This is a genomic window from Streptomyces cavernicola, from assembly GCF_029968035.1.
In the GTDB taxonomy this organism is placed as follows: Bacteria; Actinomycetota; Actinomycetes; order Streptomycetales; family Streptomycetaceae; genus Streptomyces; species Streptomyces cavernicola.
The window spans coordinates 1-26,699 of record NZ_JASCIQ010000032.1; the positions used below are offsets into that span (position 1 = coordinate 1).

Below are 26,699 nucleotides of genomic sequence, written 5' to 3' on the forward strand. Positions count from 1 at the left end.
TGAGCGCAGCCGAGAGCTTGGGGGAGCGTGCCAGGCGTCGTGGACCCGCAAAGATCGGGGAGACGCCCCCTAGGGCCGGGGGGAGCCGGCTTCGCTTCGGCGGTCCGAGGTGGGACGGACGGACGGGCCGCCGGGCCACGTGGGCGCGGCCGGGCACCGGGGGGGCGTGCTGAGGGTGGTGCCCGGCCGCAGTTCAGGTGCGGGTCAGCGGCCGGGGGCCGCCGCTCCGCGGCTCAGGCAAGTCACTTGCCGAGGGCCGCCACACCGGCCTTCGCGAACTTCTCGTCCAGGTCGCCGGACGGGGCGCCCGCGACACCGATGCCGGCGATCGGGGCGTTCTTCGCGGTCACCGGGGCGCCGCCGCCGAGGAACAGGGTGCCCGGGATGTCCTTCAGGTTCGGGGCCTGCTCCAGGCGCTTGGCCAGCTCGGAGGTGGGGGCGTTCCAGGAGACGGCGGTGTACGCCTTCTTCACGGCGGACTCGTAGGACTGCGGGCCGGCGCCGTCGCCGCGCAGGGTGACGATGGTGTTGCCGTTGCGGTCGACGACCGCGACGGTGATGCGCTGGTTCTCCTTCTCGGCGGCGTCCAGGGTGGCCTGCGCGGCCTTGGTCGCGGCGTCGATGGTGAGGTGCGTCGACTGCGTGGTGTTGGACGCGGAGGCGGCGGCGGCCGGGGCGGCAGCGGGGGCCGGGGCGGCGTTCGCGGAGACCGCGCCGAAGGTGCCCGCACCGAGAGCGGCAGCGGCGACGGCACCGGTGAGGACACGGGTACGCAGGGAAAGCTTCTTCATGGCGGATTCCTCGTTCTCTGGCGGCCGGCCGGCGGGGGCCGGCACGTGGAGGGCGGGAGGTGATTTCCGATCGGTTCCCGCTGTGGGTGGAGCGTTTGTCGCTCTGCATCCATCGTGGGGCCGCAGACGGCCTCTCCCCGTCGACGTACCGGCTGTGACCTGCGTGCGGGACGGTCGACAGGGGGGTCGGCCGATCGGTTGATGCGCAGGGGACCTTGGTAGGTGACGATGGGCCCGTGGAAGAGCAGCAGTCCCTGGTGCGCGGGGAAGAACAGCAGACCTTGGTGCACGGGGCGGCAGCGCGGGACAACCGGCGACTCGCCGCCGTCATGCACGTGGCGTTCTTCGTGCTCCTCGGCTCGTCCCTGACCCGCTTCCTCCTGCGCCACCCCGACGACCCCGCGACGCTGTGGGTCATCACCTTCGCGGGCGCGCTCGCCACCCTGTACGTGCTCGGGCCCGTCCTCGGCCCCAAGGACCTGCCGGGGCCGCGGGTCCCGCGCCGCGCCACCACCTCGCACAAGCTGTGGCTCGCCGCGGTCATGGCGATCTGGGTGACCCTGGTGATCCTCGCGCCGAGCTTCGGCTGGTGCGCGGTGCCGCTCTTCTACACCGGCCTGCGCACGCTGCGCACCGGGGCCGCGATCCTCCTCGTCGTCCTCATCACCGTGTTCGTGGTGGCCGCCCAGGTGCAGCTGCGGGTCCAGGCCGGCTTCGATCCGAACCTGCTGTTCGCGCCGCCCGCCGTGGCCGCCGTCGCCACCGCGATGTTCGTGCACTCGCAGCGGCAGGCGACCCGGCTGCAGAGCGTCATCGCCGACCTGGTGCGCACCCGGCGGCAGCTCGCCGCGATCGAGCGCCGCGAGGGCACCCTCGCCGAGCGGCAGCGGCTCTCCATGGAGATCCACGACACCCTCGCCCAGGGCCTGACCAGCCAGCAGATGCTCCTCCAGGCCGCCGACCGGGTCTGGGACACCGACCCGGACACGGCCCACGCGCACGTCCGCACCGCCGAGTCGTTCGCCGAGCGCAACCTCGCCGAGGCCCGCCGCTTCGTGCACGACCTGGCGCCCGCCGACCTGGCCGGCGGCGTCGGCCTCGAAGAAGCCCTGTACGGGCTCGCCGAGCGGGAGTCGCAGGCCGGGCTCCATGTGCACTGCCGGATCGAGGGCGGGCCCGCGCCGCTGCCCGACCGGGTGCAGGGGGCGCTGCTCCGCATCGCGCAGGGCGCGCTCGCCAACGTCAAGGAGCACGCCGCCGCCCGCACCGCCGTCCTCACCCTCGTCTACTTCGACGACCAGGTCGTCCTCGACGTCGCCGACGACGGCCGCGGCTTCGACCCGGCCAAGGAAGTGCCCTCGGGCGTCCGCGGCCATGGACTTCCCGCGATCCGCGCGCGCGTCGCCCAGCTCGGTGGCACCCTCACCATCGAGTCCGCCCCCGGCGACGGCACGGTCCTTTCCGCCGCGATCCCCTTGGAGTCCCGCTCATGACCGCCCCTTCCGCTGCATCTCCCGTACGCGTCCTGCTCTGCGACGACCACGCCGTCGTACGGGCCGGACTGCTCGCCCTGCTCGGCAGCGCGCCGGACATCGAGGTGGCCGGGGAGGCGGGCACCGGCGAGGAGGCCGTCGCGCTCGCCGCGAAACTGACCCCCGACGTGGTTCTCATGGACCTCCAGCTCGGCGCGGGCATGGACGGCGTCGAGGCCACCCGCCAGATCGCGCCGACGGGCGTGCGGGTCCTGGTCCTCACCACGTACGACACGGACGCGGACATCACGCGCGCCATCGAGGCGGGCGCGACCGGCTATCTGCTGAAGGCCGAGCGTCCCGACGAGCTGTTCGCGGCGATCCACGCGGCCGCCGAGGGCCGCACCACGCTGTCCGCGCCGGTCGCGAGCCGCGTCATGGCCCGCATGCGCAGCCCCCAGCCGACCCTCACGGACCGCGAACTCGACATCCTCGGCCAGCTCGCCCACGGCCTCGGCAACCGCGACATCGCCAAGGCCCTGTTCATCAGCGAGGCCACCGTGAAGACCCATCTGGGCCGGATCTACGACAAGTTGGGCGTGGACACGCGGGCCGGGGCGGTGGCGGTGGCGAAGGAGCGGCGGCTGCTGCCGTGAGCCCTGGGGTGCGGCCCCTGGACCCTCTGGGGTGCGGCCCCTGGCCCCCCTGGACCGAGCCACGGTCGACGGCCACGCGAGCCATGACACCATCAACCCGTGCTCGACATCGGCTACGCCCTCTCCAACCGCTTCCCCGACCCGCCCCAGACCGACTACCGGGGGGCGGACGTGCGGGAACTGCGGCACGACCTGTTCTGCGGGGACGTGTACCTCGCCGACACCAAGGCGGACCGGGAACTGTCCACAGCCTGGGGATGGGTGCCGGTGCTCGACTTCGCGTGGGCGCTGTGCGACATCGTCGAGCGGCTCGACCGGGACCCGATGGGCAGCCGGGCCTCCCGGCCGCAGTACGCGGAGCTGGACTTCACCGAGTCCAGTGACCGGATGCTCTTCGAGCGGCGGTTCGGGTGGGTGGACGTCGAGGGGGAGTGGATGCCGGGGGACGAGGCGCCGTTGACGTTCTCGCACGCGGAGTTGCGGCGCGAGGCGCGGGACTTTCTGTGGGATCTGATCGCGGATCTCAGCGATATGCACGACGAGTTGGCGGAGAACCCGGTCATCTGGGACCTGCAGGCCCGCTTCCCTCGCGTCTGAACATCTCCCCACCCCGCCCCTTCCCGGCAGCGTCCGATATGCGGCTGCCGCCGCGTGGCCTGCCGGACGGGCCTCCTCAAACGCCGGAGGAGCTGGTTTTTCAGGGGCGCGGGGAACTGCGCGACCAGCCACGACGAAGCGGGCAGCCAAAGAGCGGCCGGGGCCCGGGGCGCAGCCCCGAAGCTGTCCGCAGGACTTTCGGGAAGGGGCGGGTAGGGGAAAGGATCAGTCCTCCACGCGGACCCCCAGCTGCGCCGCGAACACATGGGCCAGGTCCAGGAGTTGGGGCGGCGAGATCACCGCCCCGGCGAGGTCCCCCCGGGCAAGGTCGAGGCCGGCGACCCGCCGCAGATCCACGTCCTTCAGCCGGGCCCCCGTGAGATCCACCCCCCGCAGCGCGCACCCCTCGAACGACACCCGCTCCATACTCGCCCCGCCGAAGTCCGGCTCGGACAGGACGACGCCCTCGAAGACCACGTCCCGCAGCTTGGCCCGGCGCAGGTTCAGATAGTCGACCTTGCCGCCTCTGATCACGACCCGCTCAAGCACCGCGCCGTGCAACTGCACCCCGCCCATGCGCGCGTCGAGCACCTCCACGTCCCGCAGGGCCGCGCCCGAGAGGTTCGTGCCCACGCCCCGCACCCCGGACAGGCGCGAGTCGATGAAGCGGGCGTTGCGCAGGGACGTCTCGTCGAGGACGCACCCTTCCAGGGAGCAGTCCAGGAAACGGGCCCCCGCCCCGTCCCCGTACGCGAGGTCCGTGCTGTCGAACAGCAGCCCGTCGTAGTCCCCGTCCGGGGTCAACTCCCCGTCCCCGTACGGCCGCAGGGGCGGGAGGTGCAGGTCGGGGCGGCGGGCGGGCTTCACCGCGGGCTGCTGGGTCCGTCGTTCGCGTGGCATGCGTCCATCGTGCGCGACGCCACTGACAATCCGGCCGCCGCCCATGTCACATCCGGCGCCGCCGCCCCGTCGTACCGGTGACAAGCGACAAGCCAGACGCCACACCACACGCGACAAGCGATTCGCGACCAGGAGACTCCGACATGCATCGCATCACCGTCATCGGCGGCGGATTCGCCGGGCTCACGGCGGCCGTCGCCGCCGCCGAGGCCGGCGCCGAGGTCACCCTGTACGAGGCCCACCGCACCCTCGGCGGCCGCGCCCGCACCACCGCGACCGGCCCGTACCGTACGAACGAGGGTCCGCACGCCCTCTACAACGGCGGCCCGCACTGGACCTGGCTGCGGCAGCGCGACCTGATCGGCCCGCTCGCCCCGATCCCGCCGTTCGAAGGCGCCCGGCTGCGCCTCCACCACCGTGGCGCGCTGCGCCGCACGCCCCCGCTCGGCCTGGTGAAGCTGCTCGGCCGCCGGCACCGGTACGCGCCCGTCGACCGGGACTTCTACGGCTGGGCCGCCGAGCGGGTCGGCGAGGAGGGCGCGCGGGCCGCGGCCAACTACATCGCCGTCGCCGTGTTCCACCACGACCCCGGCTCGCTCTCCGCGGCCTTCGTGCAGGAGCGCCTGCGCCGCGCCACGAAGCTGCCGCCGGAGGCGCACTACCCGCGCGGCGGCTGGAGTTCGGTCATCGAGCGGATGGCGGCCCATGCCTGGAACCTCGGCGTCCGCGTGGAGACCGGGGCGCGGGTCGACGCGCTGCCGGAGGACGGGCCCGTGATCGTCGCAACCTCCCTCGACGCGGCCCGGCGGCTGCTCGGCGACGAGTCGCTGCGCGGGGAGAGCGGGCGTACGGCCCTGCTCGACCTCGCGGTACGCGCACGCCGCGGCGATGCGTTCGCGGTGTCCGACCTGGACGCGCCGGGCTGGATCGAGCGGTTCACCGCCCAGGACCGCAGCCTCGCGCCCGCCGGGGAGTCCCTGTTCCAGGGGCAGTTCCCGGTGGCCCCCGAGGAGTCGAGGGCGGCGGGCCTCGAACGGGCCGAGCGGCTGCTCGACCTGGGGGCGCCGGGGTGGCGGGAGCGTACGGTCCGGCGGCGCGAGGCGCTCGCGGCCGGCCGCACCGGGGCTGTCGACCTGCCCGGGTCGACGTGGCGGGACCGGCCTGCGGTGCGGCGCGGGGGTGCGGTGTTCCTGGCCGGGGATCAGGTGGCCGCGCCCGGCGTGCTGTCCGAGGTGTCGTTCACGAGCGCGCTCGAGGCGGCGATGCTCGCGGTGCGGGCGGCACGACCGGTGGCCGGGGCCCCCGTCACCCCCTGACCTTTCCCCACCCCGCCCCTTCCCGAAAGTCCTGCGGACAGCTCGGGGGCTGCGCCCCACCCCCCGCTCCCCGGGCCTGCCGCCCCTGAACCCCGCTGCGGGTCTGCCGCCCCGGACCCCACCACGGGGCTGCCGCCCCTGAACCCCGCTGCGGGTCTGCCGCCCCGGACCCCACCACGAGGCTGCCGCCCCTGAACCCCGCTGCGGGTCTGCCGCCCCGGACCCCACCACGAGGCTGCCGCCCCTGAACCCCGCTGCGGGTCTGCCGCCCCGGACCCCACCACGGGGCTGCCGCCCCTGGACCCCGCCTCGGGACTCCGCCCCGGACCCCACCACGGGGCTGCCGCCCCAGACCCCACCACGGGGCTGCCGCCCCTGGACCCCGCCTCGCGTCTGCCGCCCCAGACCCCGCCTCGGGACTCCACCCCAGACCCCACCACGGACCCCGCCTCGGGACTCCGCCCCAGACCCCACCACGGGGCTCCGCCCCAGACCCCCGCCTCGGGTCTGCCGCCCCGGCCCCCCGTCCTCGGGGGCCAGCCCCCGGACCCCCGCTCCTCAAACGCCGGAGGGGCTGAATTTGCCCCCCGCCCCTCGGATGCCGCGGGCCGGATTTTGCGGGGCGGGGCTGGCCCCCAAGGGGCGCGGGGAACTGCGCGACCAGCCACGACGGCGCAGCAGACAAACGACAGCCGGGGCACGGGGCGAAGCCCCGAAGCCGGGGCCTGGGGCAAAGCCCCAGTTCGGGAAGGGGCGGGGAGGGGAAGAAAAAAGCCCGCACCCCCCAACAGGCGCAACTCCCCCCAACTGTGCTGTCCTGGAAAACATGAGCTCCCCCGGAGACGGAGACGGAGGCGGAGGCGGAAGCGGAGGCGCAGGCGCAGGCGCAGGCAGAAGCGGAGACAGAGGCGGGCGCGGAGACGAAGGCGCAGGCGCGCGCGGGGACGCCCCGATACGTCGTCCGACGGTCACGGAACCCGACCCGCACCGTTGGTGGGGTCTCGTCGTCATCGCACTCGCCCAGCTGATGGTGGTCCTCGACGCGACCATCGTGAACATCGCCCTGCCCTCCGCCCAACGCGACCTCGGCATGTCCGACGCCAACCGCCAGTGGGTGATCACCGCCTACACCCTGGCCTTCGGCGGCTTTCTCCTGCTCGGCGGGCGGATCGCCGACCTCGTCGGACGAAAACGCACCTTCGCCTGCGGGCTCGTCGGCTTCGCTGCGGCGTCCGCGCTCGGCGGGGCGGCGGGCGGGCCCGGCATGCTGTTCGGGGCCCGCGCGCTGCAGGGCGTGTTCGCCGCGGTCCTCGCCCCGTCCGCCCTGTCCCTGCTGACCACGATGTTCAGCGACCCGAAGGAGCGCGGCAAGGCCTTCGGGATCTACGGCGCGATGGCCGGCGGCGGCTCGGCGATCGGCCTGCTCGCGGGCGGCCTGCTCACCGAGTACCTGGACTGGCGCTGGTGCCTGTACGTCAACGTCCCCATCGCCCTCGTCGCCCTGCTCGGCGCGTTCGCCGTGCTGCGCGACCACCGCCCCGCCGACACCGGCGCCCGGCTCGACGTCAGAGGGGTGCTGCTCGGCTGCGGCGGGCTCGTCGCGCTCGTGTACGGGTTCAGCGAGGCGCAGCCGCGGGGCTGGACCGACCCGTGGGTGCTCGCCCTGTTCGCCGCGGCCGTGGTGCTGCTCGTCGCGTTCGTGTGGTGGCAGACCCGGGCGCCGAGCCCGCTGCTTCCGCTGCACCTCCTCAGGAACCGCAACCGGGCCGGCTGCTTCCTGACGATGGCGCTGGCGACGATCGGCCTGTTCGGGGTGTTCCTGTTCATGACGTACTACCTGCAGGCCGTCCTCGGGTACTCGCCGGTCAAGACGGGCCTGGCGTTCCTGCCGATGACGGCCGCGATCATCACGGGCTCCACGCAGGTCTCGGCCCGCCTCCTGCATCATGTGCCGCCGCGCGCCCTGATGGTGCCCGGCATGTTCCTCGCCGCGCTCGGCATGGTGCTCCTGACCGGTCTGAGCGTCGACGGCGACTACGCCACGCACGTACTGCCCGGCATGCTGCTCACCGGTTTCGGCATGGGCCTGACGTTCATGCCGGTGTTCGCCACCGCCACCGCGGGCGTCGCCCCGCAGGACGCCGGGGTGACGTCGGCGACGGTCAACACCTCGCAGCAGGTGGGCGGTTCCATCGGCACGGCTCTCCTCAACACCATCGCCACCACCTCGACCACCGCGTACGTCGCGGCCCACCTGCGCGATCCGGCTGAGCGCGCCCGGGTCGTCGCCGAGGGCACGGTGCACGGCTACACCGTGGCGATCTGGTGGGCCGCCGGGATCATGCTGCTCGCCGGGATCGTGGCGGGCCTGATGGTGACGTCGCGGGCGCCCCGGCATCTCGTACCGCCCGGCGAGGGGGCGGCGGCCGAAAACGCCGATGCCCGTACGGCTTACGGGAACTAGTGTCCGGATCATGGAGAGTCGTCCCACCCCCTGCACCCCCGCCCTGAAGTTCCGGGAGCTTCCGGAGAGCGAGCTCGACCGGGCCCTGGACCTGGCGTATCTCGCGTTCCACGAGAAGCCCGAGGCCGAGCTGCGCGCGCACCACAAGGAGCTGCTGCGCGGCTGCACCCGCGTCGGCGCGTACGACGGCGACGCGCTGGTCGGCACCGTCTCCGCGCTGCCCTTCACGCTGTCCGTGCCGGGCGGCGAACTGCCCTGCCCCGGCGTGACGTTCGCCTGTGTGGCGCCCACCCACCGCAGGCGCGGTGCCCTGTCCGGGATGCTCGCGGAGCTGTTCGCGCGCTGCGCCGCACAGGACTGGCCGATCGCCGCGCTGTGGGCCTCCGAGGCCGTGATCTACGGCCGGTTCGGCTTCGGCGAGGGCACCCGGGGCGTCACCGTGGAGATCGACTCCGCTCGTCCGCTCGCGCTGCGCATCGCCCCCGACGACCGTCCGCTGCGCCTGCTCTCCCCCGCCGACGCCCCCGCGCAGCTCGCCGCCTTCTACGACCGCACGCGCGCCGGGCGGCCCGGCCGGATCGCCCGCAGCCGCGCCTGGTGGGCCGAGGAGTGGATGGCCGAGAAGGACGAGGAGGACGCGTCGTTCTCGCCGCCGCGGGTGGTCGCGCTCGGCGGTCCTGGTGAGCCGCTCGCCGGGTACGCGATCTACCGCACGAAGCGGGAGGACGACGCCCCCGGCCTGGTCCGCCTCGACGACCTGGAGGCGGAGACCCCGGCCGCGGCGGCCGCGCTCTGGCAGTACGCGGCGTCCGTCGACCTGACGGCCAAGGTCCGCGCCTGGGGCCGCCCCGTCGACGACCCGCTGCTGCTCTTCGCCGCCGACCGCGACCAGGTCCGCGTCACCGCCGGGTTCCCCGCCCTGTGGCTCCGCCTCCTCGACGTCCGCACGGCCCTGCTCCGCCGCTCGTACGCCGCCCCGGTGGACCTGGTCCTGGACGTCCACGACGCCCACCTCCCCGTCAACTCGGGCCCGCACCGGCTGAGTTGCTCGCCGCGGGGGGTCGCGTACGAGCCCACGCACGACCCCGCCGACCTCTCCCTCGCGGTCCGCGACCTGGCCGCGTGCTACCTGGGCGGCACGAGCCCGACGGCCCTGGTCCGAGCGGGCCTGGCCACGGAGCACACACCGGGCGCGGCCGAAACCCTGACGGCGGCGCTGCGCACGGATCACGCACCGCACACCGTCGACGGGTTCTAGCGGAGGGCTACGCGTGACTCGGCCCCGTCGTACCCCAACTTGGGGGTACGACGGGGCCGTTGTCGTGCCCGGACGTTCAGATGGCGCCCAGTCGGCTGTCCTTGACGCCCGCGACGAAGGTCGAGAACGCGTCAGCGTGGACGGTCAGGGTGGGACCGGCGGGGTTCTTGGAGTCGCGTACGGGGACGATGCTGTGCGAGGCGGCGAGATTGGTGGCCACCTCGACGCAGGCTCCGCCGTTGTTGCTGTAGGAGGACTTGAACCAGCGCGGGGATTCGGTCGTCACGAGGTGCCCTTTCGTAACCGTTCGATCATGGCCACGGACTCCGCTTGGGAGAGTGCTTCGGCCTGTAGCTGATGGTAGGCCTTCAACAGGGGTACTGCGAACGTACTTTCGCGCTCCAGGCTGCCCCGGTGGGCGGACTCGGCATAGGACATGAGGGAGCGGTCCGTCATCGTCAAGATGTAGACGGGTAGGTCGAAGGGGCGCCGAACTCCCATGCTGAACGGCGCGACCTGAAGCGTCGTGTTCGGCTGCTTCGCGAAGTCGATCAGGAGCGCCAACTGCGCGTCCATCACGTCCGGTTCGCCGACGGGGCGACGTATGCAGCCCTCGTCAAGTACGACGAAGACCTCCGGCGGATTCTTCCTGCGGTCGAGGACCGACTGACGTTCCGCGACCACCGAGACGCGCTCACGCGCCTGCTCCGCGCTGATGGCCCTCCGCTTGACGGCGCTGTCCGCCAGCGCGGCCGCGTACTGCGAGGTCTGCAAAAGGCCTGGCATGACGCCGACTTCGTACAGCCGGATCTCGGCGGCGCGCCCTTCGTAGCCCACGAACTCCGGGAAGCCTTCGAGGAGCGAGCCGTGCTGCATCTCGCGCCACTGGCGTTCGAACGTGTCCGCGGTTCCGTCAGTGCCGAGGGCACGGTCAACACTGCGCGAAAAGCGAAGAGTTGGCATCTTGCGACCAGTTTCCACGGCCGAGATGTGCGTGCTGGAGTAGTCCATCAGGGTGGCCAGTTCTTCCTGCTTTAACCCCTTCGCCTCTCGCTCCCTGCGTAAGCGCGCGCCGAACGCCGCCGCCGGACTGCTGTCGGGGTTCAGTTCCTTGATGTTGACCATGCGAGCCCAACCTTCCCTGCCGCGCTGACAGCTTGCTCGGCCTTCGAGGCTAGGTCACTCTGAGGGCTCCTGGTAGTCGTTTGACTACAGAGAGGAGCAATTGTGTGCCCAGCCCGCATGCCCACCCCTGCCCCGAGCGTCGGAACCCTCCTCCTGGACGTGCTGCGCGATCAACTCGGCGAGTTCCGAGGTGAGTTGGGGGCGCGTTGGTTTCTGCGGCCCGCGCTCGGCGGGAGGGAGTGGGAGGTCGCTCCCGAGCACACCCGGGCCGCCACCTCCGAACAGCGCCTACGCGTAGAGACCGCTCGGGCGAACGCCCGATCCCGAGGAGAGCTGCTGTGACTCACGACAAGAACGAACTGCTGAAGCAGGCCGAGGCCGCGCGCGAGGAGTTGGACGCGGCGCTCACGGCGGCCGGTGTCGTACTGCCGTCCCTGGGCGTCGACCTGATCGCGTACACCGCTCAACGCCCGTTCGCACTAGTCGAGTTGGGGCGCTGCAACGTGAGTACGGCCAAGGCCCTCGCCGCCGCCCTGCGGGCAGGAGCAGGAGCCACCTGACCATGCACGCCCTGTTAGCCCGCGCCCTCTCCTGGCTGGCCGCCCTGTTCGCCCCGGGCCGGCGGCCCGGCCGGCACAGCGCGCAGTACCTCGCCGCCCAGCGGGCCGACGTACCAGATCCCGTACCCGAACCGGAACCCGTGTCCCCGTGGGCCCGCCCCTGGACCTCGCCCTCGGCGGCGGAGGTGCGGGCGATCTTCCGGGACGAACGGACCCTCGCCCTACCCGCCCTGCAACGCGAACGCGCATGGGCCGCCGCGTTCGCCGAACTCGGCGTGGACTACGACCACCCCGCCGAACCCCTCGCCAGCCTCGTCACCCCCACCCGCACTGCCGCCTGAGCCCGCCCCTCGAGCCCCGACGTGCGGGCCTCCGGCCGCCCAGACCACCATTGGCACCACCACAGACTGCTGATACATTCCCCTGCGTTTCTGCGCAGCCCGACCGAACGGTTCGTGCTGATGGACCACTGAACACGGGGGAGGGCAGGGCGTTGCGTCCTGACGGCGGGGGAAGCGGAATTACGACGAGAGTCGAGACGAGCAAGCTCAATCAAGCCAGCAACAACTTGGCCGAGTTGCGCGGCGACACCGACAATGCAGACAGGGCTTCACAGCAGGACACCCTGGACGCCGTGGCCGGACTCAACAGAGGCGCCCCGGGTTCCGGACCCGGCGGGGGTGCCTTCGAGACAGCCATCGGACTCTTCGACATGGACACACGCTGGCAACAGCAGGTCATCAACCTGAAGGGCCTGCTCCAGTCGATCAACGAGAAGATCCACGAGACGCAGGGGAACTACTCGCGCAGGGAAGAGCACGAAAGCTCAGCGCATCACAGCGCCATCACTCGCGATTTCGGCTGACTCAGCCTTCCCTACGTCCTGAAAGTGGTTCCCGATGGTCTCGTTCACCTATCTCGATGAAGCCGACCTCTCCAAACTGGAAGCGGCAGCCAAGGCCTGGAGCAAACTCCCCGCAAAATACGAAGGACTTGAGGACCAGTTCGAGGCACGGGTCATCAAGGTGCTCGAAGGGAATTGGGAAGGCGAAGCCGCCGCCACTGCCTTCCGCACCATGAAGCGGGCCACCCGGGAATACCGCGCCGCCGCCGAGGAGTCCCGCCGAGTCGGCAAATTGCTCACGGAGGCGCACACAGACTTCCGCAAGTACCAAAAGCAGCTGCACGACCTCGTCGAGCGGGGCCGGAAGAACTACCTGAAGTTCTCCGACAAGGGCGTGGAGGACGTGGACTCCCGCTGGGACAGCCCCACCGCCTCGGCCGCTCCGGGCTTCGCGGACGAGCGCAAGAAGGTGCTCGACGAGGCGACAGCCGACTACAAGTCCATCCTCGCGGCGGTCACGAGCATCGACGGCGCCGTCGGTGCCGCACTGCGTCGGGACGCCAACGGCGCCGACAACGACAGCTTCAACGGCAAGCGCACCTACAAGGACCTCGACGAGGCCGAGGCAGGCAAGGCGTCGCAGCTGATGAAGAAGAAGGGACGCCTGACGGACTCGGAGTTCATGCAGCTGAACCAGTTGCTGGCACAGAACAGGAACGACCCCGAGTTCGCCCGATCCTTCGCTGTCCGCACGGGCGCCGAGCAAACGCTCAACAAATACGACCAGCTCCTCAACCCGACCTCGGGCGCAAATCTATCGAAGGCTGAACTGGCGCAGCTGAAGCAGTTCCAGAAGAACCTGGGTACCACTATCGGCACCGCCACCACCTCGGACGACGGCGACAAAAATCCGAACAGGGGCATCAAGAAGTTCCAGGACGAGCTCCTCTCCTTGGGGCACAAGGAGTTCAACTCAAACCCGTCCGAGATGGCGAAAGGCCTCACCGGCTACCACGTGACCAGCAGTCTCATGAGCCATGGCAAGTGGGACACGGACTTCCTGCAGGAGTACGGCGAAGACCTGATCGTTGCCGAGAAGCAGGGCGGCAAGTACAGCCTGCAGGATCCTGCCGCGTATTGGTCGGGCGACGGCCTCCGGAACACAGGGGCGCCCCAGCTCGGGGCGCTCGACCCCATGACCGGGTTCATGGAGGCCTTGGGGCACAACCCGGAGGCATCGACCGAATTCCTCACCTCAAGCACGGACTTTGACGGTAAATCGGTGGATCACCTGGACTACCTCCTGGAAGACCGCCGCTGGCCGCCGCCGGAGCACGGGACCTTCACCGGAGATCCGGCCAACCCGAGCGGCTACGACAACCTCGGCCATGCGCTGGAGTCGGCCACGAGCGGCCGGTCGTACGAGTACGAGGGCAACGAGATGCCCAAGCACACGGAGACCCAGGCCGGCCTGGTGAAGGAGCTCGTCAACAAGCTCGGGGGCCCCGACGGGGGTGAGCTCCTCGAAGGAGAAGAAGCCAAGCTTCGGCCTCTGAACGACAGCCTCGGCAACATCACGGCCAATTACATGGGTGACTTTCAGCGGGCCCTTACTGAGCAGGGAGCGCTACCGACCCACGGCGCCGCGGCAGATCTACCGCGAGGCAACACAGCGGCCTTCCTCTCGTCTGTGGGCCAGGACCCCGAGGCGTACAAGGCCATCACCGCCGCCCAGCAGGCCTACACCAGCGTGGCGGTGGACCAGGCGGTGAACCACAGCGATGGTTCCAGCGTGCCGCCGAACAGCCGGGTCGAGAACGCCGTGAGTCCTGGTTCGATGCTGGCGGGCATCATGAGTGAAGCTCGCGCCGAGGCCGTCTACAACTCCAAGACAGCCGAGGCTGAGGACTTCAACTCGGGCACCGACACGGCCAAGAAGTGGGTGGGCCGAGGCCTGACCATGGCCACGGAGTCCGTGCAGGTTCCCGTCGTCTCCTGGGTCCTGGAGGACGTGCAGACCAGCGTCCAGGAAACACTCAAGAAGGACTACACGAATGAGGCGCACCACGAAGCCAGGGAGGATTTCACCGACAGCCAGAAGCGAGCCGAGAACGCAGCCAGGGAAGCTGTCGATCGAGCCACCCGGGGCGGGGACTTCACGGAGCAAACGATCAGGGACATGAAGGACTCGGCCGCCAGGGAAGCACGTACCGCCCACTCCGTCGGTGCCGGAACAGAGCGCGCGGGCCGAGGGGGTGGCGGAAGTGCTGGGTGATGCGCGGTCGCGGCGTAGGGCCGGAGGGCTCTTGGGCGTTGCGCTACTGGCCGTAGCGGGCGGCGTCTGGTGGGTCTGGGGCGGAGAGGACGCCGAGCCGCGCACCGCGGCGGTGCCCGACACGCTGTGCAAGACGTCGATCTCCACTCGTCTCGTGAAGAAGATGCTTCCTCCCGGCCCTTACCTGTCTGCCGGCACGGACGGCGATCCCTGGACTGACATCGACGATCTCCTGCAGTCGGACGACACGGACGATCCCGGCTACGCACGTTGCACGGTCCATGCCTCGGCCGAACCGGGCGAGGAAGGCTACGTGGTGGTGTTGGTCCAACTGTGGCCTGTGGCCGACGCTCGTGAGGTCATGCAGACTCACGAAGAGGGCGGATCGATGCCCTCGGACGGCCGGAGCATCACCTGGGGCCCGGCTTTGGGGTACATGTCACCGGCGGACACCGAGCTGGCCGTCCGATGTACCCCCCCGAAGGGCTCCGGTTTCACCAACCACCATGCTCTGACCGTCACCATCGAACCCAACCCGAAGGTGGCAGGCAGGCCGCACACCGCCGAGCTGTCCGCGCAGCTCGCCGCCGAAGTCATGCGCTACGCAGTCCAGCAAGCCGCCCACTGCACCGATACTCCGACGCTGCCCACGCAGACCGGCGCCGTGCGCCATGACGGCTGAACCCAGGCGTCGGCGCGCCCTCCTGATCGGCTGATCTCCGTCGCGCTCATCGCCACCGGCCTCATGTGGTGGCTGCAGGAAGACAAGGAGAGCAGCCACGCCCCCAAGAATCTCCTGCCGGTTGAACTACTGCACCAACGCCCCCAACCGCCCCAGCGCCTCGTCGGTGAGCCGGTACACGGACCACTCCGACTGCGGGCGCGCGCCCAGGGACTCGTAGAAGGCGATGCTCGGCTCGTTCCAGTTCAGGACGGACCATTCGAGGCGCTGGTAGCCGCGCCGCGTGCAGATGCGGGCCAGTTCCGTCATCAGCGCCTTGCCGTGGCCGCCGCCGCGCGCCTCGGGGCGTACGTACAGGTCCTCCAGGTAGATGCCGTGCACGCCGCGCCAGGTGGAGAACGTGAGGAACCACAGCGCGAAGCCCACCGCCTCGCCGGACGCGGCGTCCTCCGCGATGTGCGCGTAGGCCGCCGGGTTCTCGCCGAACAGGGCGGTGTGCAGGTCCTGTTCGGTGGCGCGGACCTCGTGCAGGGCCTTCTCGTAGTCGGCGAGTTCGTGGATCATCGCCAGGACGGCGGGTACGTCTTCGGGGGTCGCTGTGCGGATCATGCGCGCAGGTTAGCCGGGCCCGCCCTTGACGCGTCGGGTACGTTCCCGGCCATGAACGCGTCAGCGCCTAGCACCCTCAACGGCCATATATCCCACTGGTTCCACGACCACGGCATGCCCGCGGCCCGCGAGCCCCTCACCGGGGACGCCACCGCCGACGTGTGCATCGTGGGCGGCGGCTACACCGGCCTGTGGACCGCGTACTACCTGAAGAAGGCCGCGCCGTTCCTCCGGATCACGGTCCTGGAGCAGAAGTTCTGCGGCTACGGCGCGTCCGGGCGCAACGGCGGCTGGCTCTACAACGGCGTCGCGGGCCGCGACCGGTACGCGAAACTGCACGGCCGCGACGCCGCCGTACGACTGCAGAACGCCATGAACGACACCGTCGCCGAGGTCGTCCGGGTCGCCGAGGAGGAGGGCATCGACGCGGACGTGCACCGCGGCGGCGTCCTCGAAGTCGCGTACACACCCGCCCAGTTGACCCGGCTCCGCGCCTTCCACGAGGACGAGATGGCGTACGGCGACCGGGAGCGGCAGCTGCTCGGCGCACGGGAGACCGCCGAGCGTGTACGGGTCGCCGGCGCCGTCGGCTCGTCCTGGACGCCGCACGGGGCTCGGCTGCACCCGGCGAAGCTGGTCACCGGACTCGCCTCGGTCGTCGACGCGCTCGGCGTCACCATCCACGAGTCGACGCCCGTCACGGAGATCAAACCGAAGCACGCGGTCACGCCGTACGGCACGGTCCGCGCCCCCTACGTCCTGCGCTGCACCGAAGGCTTCACAGCCGCGCTGAAGGGGCTGCGGCGGGAGTGGCTGCCGATGAACTCCTCGATGATCGTGACCGAGCCGATCCCCGCCGAACTGTGGGAGACCATCGGCTGGGAGGGCCGCGAGACCCTCGGCGACATGGCGCACGCCTACATGTACGCGCAGCGCACCGCCGACGACCGAATCGCGCTCGGCGGCCGCGGCGTCCCGTACCGCTACGGCTCCCGCACCGACAACGACGGCCGTACGCAACCGGCGACGGTGGACGCCCTCCGCTCCCTCCTGGTCCGCTTCTTCCCCGCCCTCGCCCGCACCCGGATCGACCACACCTGGTCGGGCGTCCTCGGCGTGCCCCGCGACTGGTGCGCCACCGTCACCCTGGACCGCTCCACGGGCCTCGGCTGGGCGGGCGGCTACGTCGGCTCCGGCGTCGCCACCGCCAACCTCGCGGCGCGCACCCTGCGGGACCTGGTCCGCGAGGACTCGGGCCAGGACACGGCGACCTCGCTCACGGCGCTGCCCTGGGTCAACCACAAGGTCCGCACATGGGAACCGGAACCCCTGCGCTGGCTGGGCGTCCAGACCCTCTACGCGGCCTACCGCACGGCGGACCACCGCGAGGCGACCCTCCGCTCCGCGTCCCCGTCGACGTCCCGCCTGGCAACCTGGGCCGACCGACTCGCGGGCCGCACCTGACGCGCCTCCTCAAACGCCGGAGGGGCTGAATTTGGGGGGTGGTGCACCCGGAGAGGCTGGATTCACGTGCCCCTTCAGGGGCGCGGTGAACTGCGCGACCAGCCACGACGGCGCAGCAGCCGAACAACAACCGGGGCTCGGGGCGCAGCCCCGGTTCCGACAGGGGCGCGGGGAACTGCGCGACCAGCCACGACGGCGCAGCAGCCGAACAACAACCGGGGCTCGGGGCGCAGCCCCGGGGGCTGTCCGCTGAGGACTTCGGGAAGGGGCGGGGAGGGGAGAGAAACGGCCTGGCAAGGCCAACTCCCCCCGCCCCGAGGGAACTTCACGCAACGGCCCCAACGGGCGAATCCCGGTGACCTTCCGTCCGCAGCGCGAGTTGCGCCTGGAAAAACACCAGGAGCCCCCATGCGCACCCTCGCCCGAGCCGCAGCCACAGCCCTCGCCGCCACCGCCCTCACCCTGGCCCCGGCCACCACCGCCACCGCCACCGCCACAAGCACCGCCGCCGGAAACCCCCAACTCGTCCGCGCGGCGGACCGCATCATGGCGTTGCCCGTGGAGCGCTTCATGACCGTGGAGCGGACCCCGCCGTTCAACTGGACGACAGACGGCTGCTCCGTGCCCGGCGGCCAGGCCCCGTACATGAAACTCTTCACCCCCGCCTGCACCCTGCACGACTTCGGCTACCGCAACTACGGCTCCCGCGCCGGCACCCTCGCGCTCGATCCGACGCCCGCCCGCAGGGCCGCTGTCGACAGGCGCTTCCTGGAGGAGATGCGGCGCATCTGCGACCAGAAGCGCCCCGACCTTCTCCGCCACACCGCCTGCTACGGCGCGGCCCACACGTACTACGACGCGGTGCGCCTCGGCGGGGACCGGGCGTTCTACGCGTAGCAGCGGCCGGACAGCCGAACAGGCCCCGACCGCCGGGCGGTTGGGGCCTGTTCGCGAGTCACAGCAGGTGCACGAAGCGATCAAGCGGTCTTGCGGTTGCCGTTCTCGTCGCAGGGCAGGCCGGCCAGGCCGTGGTGGGCGGTGTAGTCGCGGGTCGCCTGGCGCTCCGTCTCGGTGATGGCGGTCGGGTCGACGTCGGTGATGCCGCCGAAGGGGCGGTCGACGTCGCGGATGATGCACAGCGTCGTGGTGAGCAGCCCTGTGATCACCACGAGGGTCATGATCTGGCCGCGGTTGTTCCGGCGGGGCAGGCAGACGCCGAGGGCGACCACGGTGACGGTCAGGGTGATCAGCAGGAACCACAGAATGGCGCTGGGAACGCTCGGCGTGGCCTGTGTCAGCCGCTCCTCGCGCTCCTCCGAACGCTCGTTGTCCGCGGCGACCAGCATGCCGAAGGACGGCTCGCCCTGCAGCGGCCGGAAGGTCTTCCGCAGGTCGGTGGACCAGACGCTGGGCGCGGGCGAGCTCTTGCCGTCCGCCATCGCGGGCCACTCCTGGGTGCGTACGGCCCGCGAGTAGCAGACCGCGTCGGCCTGGATGCGGGCCTTCGGGCCCGCGGGCGCGTACTCCGCGATCTCCACGATCTTGTCGACGGCCCGCGCCTCCCCGCGCGAGGCGACCTCGGCCTTGCCGTACGAGCCCGAGGCCGTGACGAGGACGAAGGCGAGCAGCAGCACGGTCAGGGTGAGGAGCGGGCCGACGAGGTCCTTCACGGCCATGCCGTCGTCGTTGTCGGAGACGAGCCGGGGCCGCAGCCAGCGGTTGGCGGCGAGACCGGCGAGGAGTGCGAGCACGGCGATGACGATGACGAGGACCACGAGCGGCCGCCTTCAGTAACAGTGCGTACGGGGAGGGGCCCCGGTTCGAGGGGCTTGTTGATCTTGCCCGTGGGGGCGGCAGCGCACCGAGGCCGGACGTTTGTTCCCGCACGATCGAGGGACGCGGCTTGCTGCACCTGCCGAGCCCCGGGCGCCGCCCTACGGTGGAGCAGGGGGCGGCAGAAGGCCACAAGCAGTCAGCGCACAGTGAGCAGGGAGCAGGGAGCAGCGATGCGTCAGACCAACCTCACCTCGGAATCCGCCGACTACATGCGCGCCCGCGAGGAGCTGCGGCAGGCGGAGGTCGAGCTGATGCGCCACCGCGAACGCGTCGCCGCCCTGCGCCGCGAGCTGCCGCCGGGGCCCGTCGTCGAGGACTACGTGTTCGAGGAGGGCCCCGCCGACCTGGCCGCCGGCGACGCCCCGGCCCGGTCCGTGCGGCTGAGTGAGCTGTTCACCCGGCCCGGACGCGAGCTCGTCGTCTACCACCTGATGTACGGCAAGCGGCAGACCGAGCCGTGCCCCATGTGCACGATGTGGTGCGACGGCTTCAACGGTGTGGCCCGCCACCTCGCGCAGAACGTGGACCTCGCGATCGTCGCCGCGGCCGGCCTGCCCGCGCTCCGCGCGCACGCCCGCGACCGCCGGTGGACGGAGCTGCGGCTGCTCAGCGCGGCGGGCGGCGCTTTCAAGTACGACCTCGGCAGCGAGGACGCGGACGGCAACCAGGACTCGACGGTCTCGGTGTTCACCCGCGACGACGACGGGTCCGTACGCCACGTCTACTCGACGCACCCCCGTATGTCCGACGACATCGACGAGCGCGGCATCGATCTGCTCAGCCCCGTCTGGCACCTGCTCGACCTCACCCGCGGCGGCCGGGGCGACTGGTACGCGGGGCTCGACTACTAGGGGGCGTCTCCCCGAGACACCCCCTAGGCCGTATCCCGGGCGGGGGCTCCCCCGGCTCCCCTGGGCTTCAGCAGGCCCGGCCAGAAGGCGCGGTCAGCAGGCCCGGTCGGCAGGCCCGGTCAGCAGGCCCGGCCAGAAGGCGCGGTCAGCAGGCCCGGTCGGCAGGCCCGGTCAGAAGGCGCGGTCAGAAGGCGCGGGGCGACATCAGCTCCTCCGCGCCGTCGATCAGCGCGGTGCAGCGCGGCACCCCCGGCCCCGGCAGGATCCGCACCCCTACGGGCCGGGCGGGCTCGTCCGCCAGCTCGCCGTTCAGGAGCAGGGGCCGGCTCCCCCGCGTCTCCTGGTGATCGGTCACCTTGCCGTCCACCAGGAGCTCGGCGATGACGCGGTGCCCGTTGTGGACGTTCACCGTCACCGAGTGGCCCGCGATGTCGAGGTGGAAATGGTGGTTTCGCGTCATCACGCATCTCTCCCGGGGACCCCTGCTCCCTCTCCGCCGCCGCGGAAGGGGCCCTCCTTCAAGAATCGCACGCGGGTCCGACACCGGCCCGATCCCGCGACCACAGCCACGGCCACTGCCACTGCCACAGCCACACGGCTCCGCGTACGGCGACGGCTGCGGCTACTCCGGCAGCGCCCGGTCGGCCACGACGTTCTTCATGACCAGCGTCGACGTCAGGCGCTGCACCCCCGGCAGACGGGCCAGCCGCTGGTCGTACAACTCCTGGAACGCGGTCAGGTCGGTGGTGGCCACGCGCAGCAGGTAGTCGGGCTCGCCGAAGAGGCGCTGGGCCTGGAGGACGTGCGGCACGGCGGCCACGGCCTCCTCGAAGGCGGTGACCGTGTCGGCGTCCTCCCAGCGCAGGGTGACGAACACCAGCGCCTCGAAGTCGAGGCCGACCGCGGCCGGGTCCACGACGGCGCGGTAGCCGCGGATCGCGCCCTGGCGCTCCAGGTCGCGCAGCCGGCGGTGGCAGGGCGACACGCTCAGCCGCACGCGCGCGGCCAGCTCGGTGACCGTGAGACGGCCGTCCAACTGCAGCTCGGTAAGAATCTTCCGGTCCATGGCGTCCATGGAGAAGATTCTCCCCCGGATGTCGAGAAGGCGGGGGAATTACGGGAACACTTTCGGGCAGATCGTCCCTACTCTTCCTCACGTACCGACGCACGTGAGAAGGAACGATCGATGGACACGACCACCCTGGCCGCATTCCTGGCCGTGGACCTCCTGCTGGTGTTCACACCGGGCGCCGACTGGGCGTACGCGATCGGGGCGGGGCTGCGCGGGCGGTCGGTCGTGCCGGCGGTCGCGGGGCTGATAGCGGGGCACGCGGCGTACGCGCTCCTGGCCGTCGCGGGCCTCGCGGTGCTCGTGGCGAACTCGCCGAACCTGCTCACCGCGCTCACCCTCGCCGGGTCCTGCTACCTGCTGTGGCTCGGCTGCACCATGCTGCGCCGGCCCGCCGAGGTGACGGCCGCGGACGGGGAGACGGCGGGCTCCTCCCGTACGCGGGTCATGCTCAAGGGCGCGGGGATCAGCGGCCTCAACCCGAAGGCGCTGCTCCTGTACTTCTCGCTGTTCCCGCAGTTCCTCGACCCCGAGACGGGCTGGCCGGTGGCCGCGCAGACGGGGCTGCTCAGCACGTTCCACCTGATCGCGTGCGCCGTCGTCTACCTCGGCGTCGGCGTCCTGGCCCGCACCGTCCTCAGCACCCGCCCCGCGGCGGCCCGCGCCGTCACCCGCGCCTCCGGCGTCCTGATGATCGGCATCGGCGCGCTGCTCCTGGTGGAACGGCTGCTGCTCGCCTGAGCCCGAACCGCCACCGCGCACCGCCACCGCGCACCGCCGGCGCGAACCGCCACCGCGAACCATCAGGCCCTGCCTGCCAGTTGGGCGGACGCGACCTCAGCCGTTTCTTCGTGCTCGGGCTCTTCGGCGGTCGCACCGGGGAGCAGGCGCAGGGCGGCGGCCCCGAGTGCGGCGTGCAGCGCGGCGGCCACGGCTACGGCGGCGTGCAGGCCGGTGACGAAGGCGCCCTTCGCCTCCTGGAGCGCCGCGGGCACGAGGTCCGGCAGCTGGAGCGTCTCGTCCAGGGTGGGCGCGAGGTCCGGCCCCTGCAGGCGGAAGACAAGCGCGGCGAGCGAGCCGAGGACCGCGATGCCGAGGGCGTTGCCGATCTCGTTGCCGGTCTCCGCGATCGCGCCGGCCGACCCCGCACGCTCCGCGGGGACCGCGCCGACCGCGGTGTCGGCGACGACGCTGAACGAGATGCCGTACCCCACTCCGGCGATCACCGTCGAGGCCACGTACCAGCCGATGCCGCCGTCGACGGTGACGGGCAGAAGCAGGAGCAGGCCGCCCGCGACGGTGAAGTGGCAGACGACGAGCGCGGTCCGCTTGCCGATGCGGTCGACGAAGGCGGGCGTGACGATGCAGGTGAGGGTGAGGACCGCCGCACCGGGCAGCGCGAGCAGCGCCGCGTGCAGGACGCTCAGGCCGAGGACGGACTGCAGGTAGACGCCGGACAGGTACGCCGCCGCCGACCAGGCCGCGAGCGGCAGCAGCCCGGTGACTATCGCGACGGTGAAGGTGCGGTCGCGGAACAGGGAGAAGTCGATCAGCGGGTGTTCGAGGCGGCGCTGGCGGAGCACGAAGAACGTCAGGACCGCGAGGCCGAGGAGCCCCGTCACGACCGGCAGGGTCGAGAAGCCGTCCGCGGCCAGGTGCTTGACGCCGTAGATCGTGAGCAGCAGGCCCCCGGCGGAGGCCGCCACGCTGAGCAGGTCGACGCGGCCGGTCCCGCCCGCCCGCACCTCGCGCAGGAGGACCGGCGCGAACAGCAGGAACAGGGCGATCACCGGCAGGTTGACCAGGAACACCGAGCCCCACCAGAACTGCCCGAGCAGGGCGCCGCCCGCGATCGGGCCGACGGCGAACCCGGCCGCGAACGCGGCGGCGAAGATCCCGATGGCGCGGGCGCGCCGCCTCGGGTCGGGGAAGAGTTCGCTCAGCACCGCGAGCGCCGACGGCAGCAGGGTCGCCCCGGCCACCCCCATCAACGCCCGCCAGGCGACGAGGAGTTCAGGGCTCGGCGCGAACGCCGCCCCGGCGGAGCCGATGCCGAACACGGTCGCGCCGGCCATCAGGAGCTTCAGGCGGCCGTAACGGTCGCCGAGGCTGCCGAAGGCGATCAGGAGGGAGCCCACGGCGAAGCCGTACACGTCGAGGATCCACAGGGCCTGGTCGGCGGTCGGCGAGAGGGCCTGGCTGATGCGGGGCATCGCGAGGAACAGGATCGAGCCGTCCATCGAGACCAGGAGCACCGGCCCGAGGATCACCAAGAGCCCCAGCCAGGACCGCAGTTCGGACGGGGTGTGCGCACGCTGTCGAGTCATACCGCCGACGTTCCGGCACAGCGCGTACGACAGCCATCCCCATGCCATGGGTACACCTGACAGGTGCACCCACGGACTCCGGCGGCGATCTAGCCTCGACGGCATGGACAGCTTCGGAACGTTCCTGAAGAGCCGCCGCGACCGGGTCACTCCGGCCGAGATCGGTCTGCGTACCTACGGCACCTCCCGCCGGGTCCCCGGTCTCAGGCGCGAGGAGCTCGCCCAGCTCGCCGGAGTGAGCGCCGGGTACTACACGCGCCTGGAGCAGGGCCAGGCCGAGTCGGCGTCCGAGCAGGTGCTCGACGCGCTGGCCCGGGTGCTCGGGCTCGACCCGGTGGAGACCGCCCACCTGCACAACCTCGCCCGGCAGTCCGCGAGTTCCGGCCTGGCCGAACCGCCCGTGGAGGAGCCGCACCGGCGGGTCCTCACGCTCCTGGAGTCGCTCGACGAGGCCATGCCCGCGATCGTCCTCGGCAGGCGCGGGGACGTGCTCGCGTGGAACCGCACCGGGCACGCGCTCGTCGCCGAGCACCTCCCCCACGACGCGCCGCACGCCCCGGAGCGGCGTCCGTCGATCCCCCGCATGTTCTTCCTCGACCCGCAGACCCGCGCCATGTACGACAACTGGACCGAGCTGGCCCGCGTCCACGTCGCCTATCTGCGGCTCACCGCGGGCCGCTATCCGACCGACGCCCGGCTCGCCGGCCTGATCGGCGAACTCACCATGCGCAGCGACGACTTCGCGACGATGTGGGCCGCCGGCGAGGTCGCCGACTGCACCGTCGGGGCCATGCGGCTGCGGCACCCCACCGTCGGCGCCCTGGACGTGGACTACCAGGTGTGGCTCCAGCCCGAGAGCCCCGACCACCGGGTGGAGATCTACACCGCGAATGACCCGGCCTCCGCCGACGCGGTGCGGGCCTTGGCCCGAATCACCCCCGGTCAAGACCCGGAGCATGAAGGCCCAGTTCGTCCCTGACCTCCTCGGCGACCCGGACGATGTCGCCGGTGGGCTCGGTGGCGTACGGGGGATGGCCGCGCAGCCACTCCTCCTCCAGCGCGTACCAGTCCTGCTGCCTCGGCGCGCGGTTCTCGGCGAGCGCGGCGGCCAGTTCGTCGAAGTACGTGCGCCAGCGCAGCGCGTACAGGCCGGAGACGAGCCCGGACCACTCGCGGTTGGCGTAGTCGCGAAGCCCGCCGTCGTTCGCGCCCTGCCGGGTGCCCCAGACGGTGAGCAGGGACTCGGCGTCGTAGGCGAGCCGGTCCCGCTCCTCGCGGGTGGCGCCCCAGGCGCGGGCCTCGGCGGTCCACCGGCCGAGGAGGTGGCCCGCGTCGGTGGCGACGGCCTTCTCAAGGAGGTCGAGCCACCGGAACCACTCACCGGTCAGCTCGGCGAAGCGGCCCCGGTCCTTCGTCTCGTACGCCGCACGGATCTCGGGCAGCAGCTGCCGGGAGCGGTGGGAGAGGACCTGGCGGGTGACGTCGAGCAGGTCGTAGCGGTAGCCGGAGCCGCCGCGCAGCGCGGGGTCGACGGCCAGGAGCGCGGGCAGGGCGCGGGCGAACTCCTCGGCGTCGTACCGGAGTTGCTGCGGCGACCAGGCGGCGGCGCTGCGCGCGGTGAGGCTCGGGCGGGCGGCGAAGAGGCCGTCGTGCGGCTCGCTCCAGGAGTCGGCGCGGGTGGTGCCGTACGCGGTGCGGCGCAGCACGTCCCAGGCTGCGACGGCCTGCGGGTCGGGCCGCCCGCCGGGCCCTGTGCCGTACCGGTAGGCGGGCCACTCGGCGAACCAGTCGGCGAGGTCCACCCGCCCCTCGGTCCAGGCGAGGTCGCTGAAGAGTGCGAGGGCGGCCGGGTTGTTGTCGGCGCCCTCGGGCATGAGGGCGATGCCGTCGAGGGCGCTGCCCGGCTCGGTGCGCCACTTCTCGTACAGCTCGGCCCAGTCGGGGGTGTTGGCGCCCATGGCGGTGTGGCCGCCGAAGTTCCAGATGGAGCCGAAGGCGTACGGCGTTCCGCCCCAGTCGGCCTCCCGGTCGGTGACGGTGGGGAACCGGTCGGAGAGGCCGTCCACGACGAACACCCGGTCCCGGTCGACGGCGTCGAGGATCTCCTTGCGCGGGTTGTTCTGCCAGCCGAGCATGGCCCACACGGCGTTCGGCCGCGCGGTCCGCAGCGCGGCCTCGACGGCCCTGGCCGCCTCGCCGACGGGCACGTCCCCGGCCTGCCCGCCCTCGTGCAGCAGGTCCATCTTGTACATGCCGCTCGTGCCGAGGAGTTCGCCCTGCACGGCGTAGAAGCGGGCGGCGACACGGGCGAAGACCTCGCCGCGCGGGTCCAGCCAGTCAGGCCGCCGGAAGCCGACCCAGTCGCCCTGCGGGACGGTACGGGCGCCCGGGTTGCGGTCGGCGAAGCCCGGCGGGACGGTGCCGAAGTAGCCGGGCAGCACGGGCGTCATGCCGAGCGCACGGGCACGGTCGGCGACGCGGCGGGCCAACGCGGCGCGCGCGTCGAGGAGTTGCCGGGACACGGGGCCGCCGAAGCCGGACATGTTCTGCAGCAGCCACCACGGCTGGTGGGCCGGTCCCGGTATCCACGCGCGGAGTTCGGCGTCGGTGTACCCGAAGTCCTGGAAGGCCCGGTGGTAGACGGCGTCCGCGCCGAGGGAGAGGAACACCTCGTTGTAGCCGTGCAGGGCGAGCACGTCGAGGGTGCGCTCCCACTGGCCCCAGGTGCGGTAGGGGCCGCTGTAGCCCTCGTTGGTGTCGTTGAAGACGAAGCGGTGCCGGACGTTCGCCGTACGCTCCACCGGCTCGGCCACGGCGGGCAGCCGCGCCGACAGCCGGGTCTGCGCACCGTTCCAGGAGAACGAGGCCCGCGCGGCGTGCCGCAAGTACCAGTGGAGTCCGGTGAGTTGAACGGCGGGCGAGGTACCCTCGACGACGATCGCCCCCTCACCCCCGGAGACCCGGAACCAGTCCACTCCCCCGGGCCGCCGCTCGGCCTCCCGGAACTCCACCTGATCCTTGTGGCCCGGCAGCAACCGCCCGACAGCCCGCCCGGCCTCCCCGCCTTCCCGGGCCGCGGCGCCCGTCGAACCGGCGGCGACACCGGCTCCGGATGCGGTGAGGGCGAGCGAGGCGAGGAGCGTACGGCGCGACAGCGGCATGGGGCCCTCCGAAGCAGCGGAAGCGGAACGCCCACCACCCTCACCGTGCTTGCTGCGCCGGGTCCATGTACGGACGGGGCGAGCGCTTGGACATTCCGGCCGGCCGGCACCCGGCGTCGCACGGGTCCCCAGAGCCGCACGCGCCCGCCGCCGTCGCCGCATCAAGCAAGAGAAAACCCCAGGTCAGACGGTGTCTGACCTGGGTCCGGTTGAGCCCCCTGTCGGATTCGAACCGACGACCTACGCATTACAAGTGCGTTGCTCTGGCCATCTGAGCTAAGGAGGCGCGGCCGCGGGCGGGTGAGCGGGCGCGGCGGTTTCCACACTTTACACAGGGCGCGTCCCCGCGGGCCACGGACGATGCACGGACGGTGCCTGGACGAGGCGCCGCCCCGAGGGCACTCCTGGAAGGCACAGAGGACAAGGGCGGCGGGCAGGCCCC

27 protein-coding genes and 1 tRNA gene are annotated in these 26,699 nt (G+C 71.8%); 17 read left to right on the top strand and 11 right to left on the bottom strand.

Going from position 1 to position 26,699, the window contains the following annotated elements; all coding sequences use genetic code 11:
* Positions 1-242: 242 nt before the first annotated feature.
* Positions 243-791, bottom strand: coding sequence for a GlcG/HbpS family heme-binding protein (locus tag QIS96_RS26520; protein WP_282545273.1), 549 nt, complete (start codon positions 789-791; stop codon positions 243-245).
* Between the two features lie 329 nt (positions 792-1,120).
* On the opposite strand from QIS96_RS26520, the gene QIS96_RS26525 reads away from it, so the two are divergent.
* The 3 genes from QIS96_RS26525 (at position 1,121) to QIS96_RS26535 (ending at position 3,516) form a co-directional block, all read left to right on the top strand.
* Positions 1,121-2,284 carry a sensor histidine kinase gene (locus QIS96_RS26525; RefSeq protein WP_282545373.1) on the top strand — a complete coding sequence of 388 codons (1,164 nt, stop codon included), beginning with the start codon at positions 1,121-1,123 and terminating at the stop codon, positions 2,282-2,284.
* Positions 2,281-2,919, top strand: coding sequence for a response regulator (locus QIS96_RS26530; RefSeq protein ID WP_282545274.1), 639 nt, complete (start codon positions 2,281-2,283; stop codon positions 2,917-2,919). Before QIS96_RS26525 ends, QIS96_RS26530 begins: the two co-directional genes overlap by 4 nt.
* Positions 2,920-3,018: 99 nt before the next feature.
* Positions 3,019-3,516, top strand: a complete 498-nt coding sequence (locus QIS96_RS26535; RefSeq protein ID WP_282545275.1) for a hypothetical protein — start codon at positions 3,019-3,021, stop codon at positions 3,514-3,516.
* A gap of 225 nt (positions 3,517-3,741) precedes the next feature.
* Here QIS96_RS26535 and QIS96_RS26540 read toward each other — a convergent pair whose 3' ends face one another.
* Entirely contained in the window at positions 3,742-4,416 is a 675-nt protein-coding gene (locus QIS96_RS26540; protein ID WP_282545276.1) for a pentapeptide repeat-containing protein, read from the bottom strand.
* 143 nt (positions 4,417-4,559) lie between these two features.
* On the opposite strand from QIS96_RS26540, the gene QIS96_RS26545 reads away from it, so the two are divergent.
* The 3 genes from QIS96_RS26545 (at position 4,560) to QIS96_RS26555 (ending at position 9,454) form a co-directional block, all read left to right on the top strand.
* The gene (locus QIS96_RS26545) at positions 4,560-5,732 is read left to right on the top strand and encodes an FAD-dependent oxidoreductase (protein WP_282545277.1); all 1,173 of its coding nucleotides are present in this window, start codon (positions 4,560-4,562) and stop codon (positions 5,730-5,732) included.
* A gap of 826 nt (positions 5,733-6,558) precedes the next feature.
* The gene (locus tag QIS96_RS26550) at positions 6,559-8,196 is read left to right on the top strand and encodes an MFS transporter (RefSeq protein ID WP_408907260.1); all 1,638 of its coding nucleotides are present in this window, start codon (positions 6,559-6,561) and stop codon (positions 8,194-8,196) included.
* 10 nt (positions 8,197-8,206) lie between these two features.
* Positions 8,207-9,454, top strand: coding sequence for a GNAT family N-acetyltransferase (locus QIS96_RS26555; RefSeq protein ID WP_282545278.1), 1,248 nt, complete (start codon positions 8,207-8,209; stop codon positions 9,452-9,454).
* 76 nt (positions 9,455-9,530) lie between these two features.
* Here the strand turns inward: QIS96_RS26555 and QIS96_RS26560 are convergent, their stop codons facing one another.
* The gene (locus tag QIS96_RS26560) at positions 9,531-9,740 is read right to left on the bottom strand and encodes a DUF397 domain-containing protein (protein ID WP_282545279.1); all 210 of its coding nucleotides are present in this window, start codon (positions 9,738-9,740) and stop codon (positions 9,531-9,533) included.
* Positions 9,737-10,579 carry a helix-turn-helix domain-containing protein gene (locus tag QIS96_RS26565; RefSeq protein WP_282545280.1) on the bottom strand — a complete coding sequence of 281 codons (843 nt, stop codon included), beginning with the start codon at positions 10,577-10,579 and terminating at the stop codon, positions 9,737-9,739. The genes QIS96_RS26560 and QIS96_RS26565 overlap by 4 nt, the downstream gene beginning before the upstream one ends.
* A gap of 117 nt (positions 10,580-10,696) precedes the next feature.
* Here QIS96_RS26565 and QIS96_RS26570 point away from each other — a divergent pair, with 117 nt between their 5' ends.
* The 6 genes from QIS96_RS26570 (at position 10,697) to QIS96_RS26595 (ending at position 14,940) form a co-directional block, all read left to right on the top strand.
* Positions 10,697-10,921: a hypothetical protein gene (locus QIS96_RS26570; RefSeq protein WP_282545281.1), complete on the top strand. Its 225-nt coding sequence runs from the start codon at positions 10,697-10,699 to the stop codon at positions 10,919-10,921.
* Positions 10,918-11,139: a hypothetical protein gene (locus QIS96_RS26575; protein ID WP_282545282.1), complete on the top strand. Its 222-nt coding sequence runs from the start codon at positions 10,918-10,920 to the stop codon at positions 11,137-11,139. Before QIS96_RS26570 ends, QIS96_RS26575 begins: the two co-directional genes overlap by 4 nt.
* Before the next feature lie 2 nt (positions 11,140-11,141).
* Positions 11,142-11,480 (top strand): hypothetical protein, encoded by a 339-nt coding sequence (locus tag QIS96_RS26580; RefSeq protein WP_282545283.1) that lies wholly within the window; start codon positions 11,142-11,144, stop codon positions 11,478-11,480.
* 152 nt (positions 11,481-11,632) lie between these two features.
* A complete protein-coding gene (locus QIS96_RS26585) occupies positions 11,633-12,004 on the top strand; it encodes a hypothetical protein (RefSeq protein WP_282545284.1) in 372 nt (123 codons plus the stop codon).
* A gap of 34 nt (positions 12,005-12,038) precedes the next feature.
* Positions 12,039-14,258: a DUF6571 family protein gene (locus QIS96_RS26590; RefSeq protein WP_282545285.1), complete on the top strand. Its 2,220-nt coding sequence runs from the start codon at positions 12,039-12,041 to the stop codon at positions 14,256-14,258.
* Between the two features lie 31 nt (positions 14,259-14,289).
* The gene (locus QIS96_RS26595; protein ID WP_282545286.1) at positions 14,290-14,940 is read left to right on the top strand and encodes a hypothetical protein; all 651 of its coding nucleotides are present in this window, start codon (positions 14,290-14,292) and stop codon (positions 14,938-14,940) included.
* Between the two features lie 126 nt (positions 14,941-15,066).
* Here QIS96_RS26595 and QIS96_RS26600 read toward each other — a convergent pair whose 3' ends face one another.
* Complete coding sequence (locus QIS96_RS26600) at positions 15,067-15,549, bottom strand: GNAT family N-acetyltransferase (RefSeq protein WP_282545287.1); 483 nt, start codon at positions 15,547-15,549, stop codon at positions 15,067-15,069.
* 51 nt (positions 15,550-15,600) lie between these two features.
* On the opposite strand from QIS96_RS26600, the gene QIS96_RS26605 reads away from it, so the two are divergent.
* Both QIS96_RS26605 and QIS96_RS26610 read left to right on the top strand, forming a co-directional pair.
* Complete coding sequence (locus tag QIS96_RS26605) at positions 15,601-17,013, top strand: NAD(P)/FAD-dependent oxidoreductase (RefSeq protein ID WP_282545288.1); 1,413 nt, start codon at positions 15,601-15,603, stop codon at positions 17,011-17,013.
* 408 nt (positions 17,014-17,421) lie between these two features.
* Positions 17,422-17,910 carry a phospholipase A2 gene (locus tag QIS96_RS26610; RefSeq protein ID WP_282545289.1) on the top strand — a complete coding sequence of 163 codons (489 nt, stop codon included), beginning with the start codon at positions 17,422-17,424 and terminating at the stop codon, positions 17,908-17,910.
* Between the two features lie 80 nt (positions 17,911-17,990).
* Here the strand turns inward: QIS96_RS26610 and QIS96_RS26615 are convergent, their stop codons facing one another.
* Complete coding sequence (locus tag QIS96_RS26615; protein WP_282545290.1) at positions 17,991-18,788, bottom strand: bestrophin-like domain; 798 nt, start codon at positions 18,786-18,788, stop codon at positions 17,991-17,993.
* 231 nt (positions 18,789-19,019) lie between these two features.
* Here QIS96_RS26615 and QIS96_RS26620 point away from each other — a divergent pair, with 231 nt between their 5' ends.
* Positions 19,020-19,700 (top strand): DUF899 family protein, encoded by a 681-nt coding sequence (locus QIS96_RS26620; RefSeq protein ID WP_282545291.1) that lies wholly within the window; start codon positions 19,020-19,022, stop codon positions 19,698-19,700.
* A 184-nt stretch (positions 19,701-19,884) separates the two neighbouring features.
* Here the strand turns inward: QIS96_RS26620 and QIS96_RS26625 are convergent, their stop codons facing one another.
* Both QIS96_RS26625 and QIS96_RS26630 read right to left on the bottom strand, forming a co-directional pair.
* Complete coding sequence (locus QIS96_RS26625) at positions 19,885-20,160, bottom strand: hypothetical protein (protein ID WP_282545292.1); 276 nt, start codon at positions 20,158-20,160, stop codon at positions 19,885-19,887.
* A 162-nt stretch (positions 20,161-20,322) separates the two neighbouring features.
* Positions 20,323-20,775, bottom strand: a complete 453-nt coding sequence (locus tag QIS96_RS26630; RefSeq protein ID WP_282545293.1) for an Lrp/AsnC family transcriptional regulator — start codon at positions 20,773-20,775, stop codon at positions 20,323-20,325.
* Between the two features lie 111 nt (positions 20,776-20,886).
* Here QIS96_RS26630 and QIS96_RS26635 point away from each other — a divergent pair, with 111 nt between their 5' ends.
* The gene (locus tag QIS96_RS26635; protein WP_282545294.1) at positions 20,887-21,510 is read left to right on the top strand and encodes a LysE family translocator; all 624 of its coding nucleotides are present in this window, start codon (positions 20,887-20,889) and stop codon (positions 21,508-21,510) included.
* Between the two features lie 62 nt (positions 21,511-21,572).
* Here QIS96_RS26635 and QIS96_RS26640 read toward each other — a convergent pair whose 3' ends face one another.
* Entirely contained in the window at positions 21,573-23,096 is a 1,524-nt protein-coding gene (locus QIS96_RS26640) for an MFS transporter (protein WP_282545295.1), read from the bottom strand.
* 103 nt (positions 23,097-23,199) lie between these two features.
* Here QIS96_RS26640 and QIS96_RS26645 point away from each other — a divergent pair, with 103 nt between their 5' ends.
* On the top strand, positions 23,200-24,075 hold the full coding sequence (locus QIS96_RS26645; RefSeq protein ID WP_282545296.1) for a helix-turn-helix transcriptional regulator: 876 nt from the start codon (positions 23,200-23,202) through the stop codon (positions 24,073-24,075).
* Here the strand turns inward: QIS96_RS26645 and QIS96_RS26650 are convergent.
* Positions 24,029-26,257, bottom strand: coding sequence for an alpha-N-acetylglucosaminidase (locus QIS96_RS26650; RefSeq protein ID WP_282545297.1), 2,229 nt, complete (start codon positions 26,255-26,257; stop codon positions 24,029-24,031). The two genes, QIS96_RS26645 and QIS96_RS26650, sit on opposite strands and share 47 nt — an antisense overlap.
* A 212-nt stretch (positions 26,258-26,469) precedes the next feature.
* Positions 26,470-26,543, bottom strand: a tRNA-Thr gene (locus QIS96_RS26655).
* Positions 26,544-26,699: the final 156 nt, after the last annotated feature.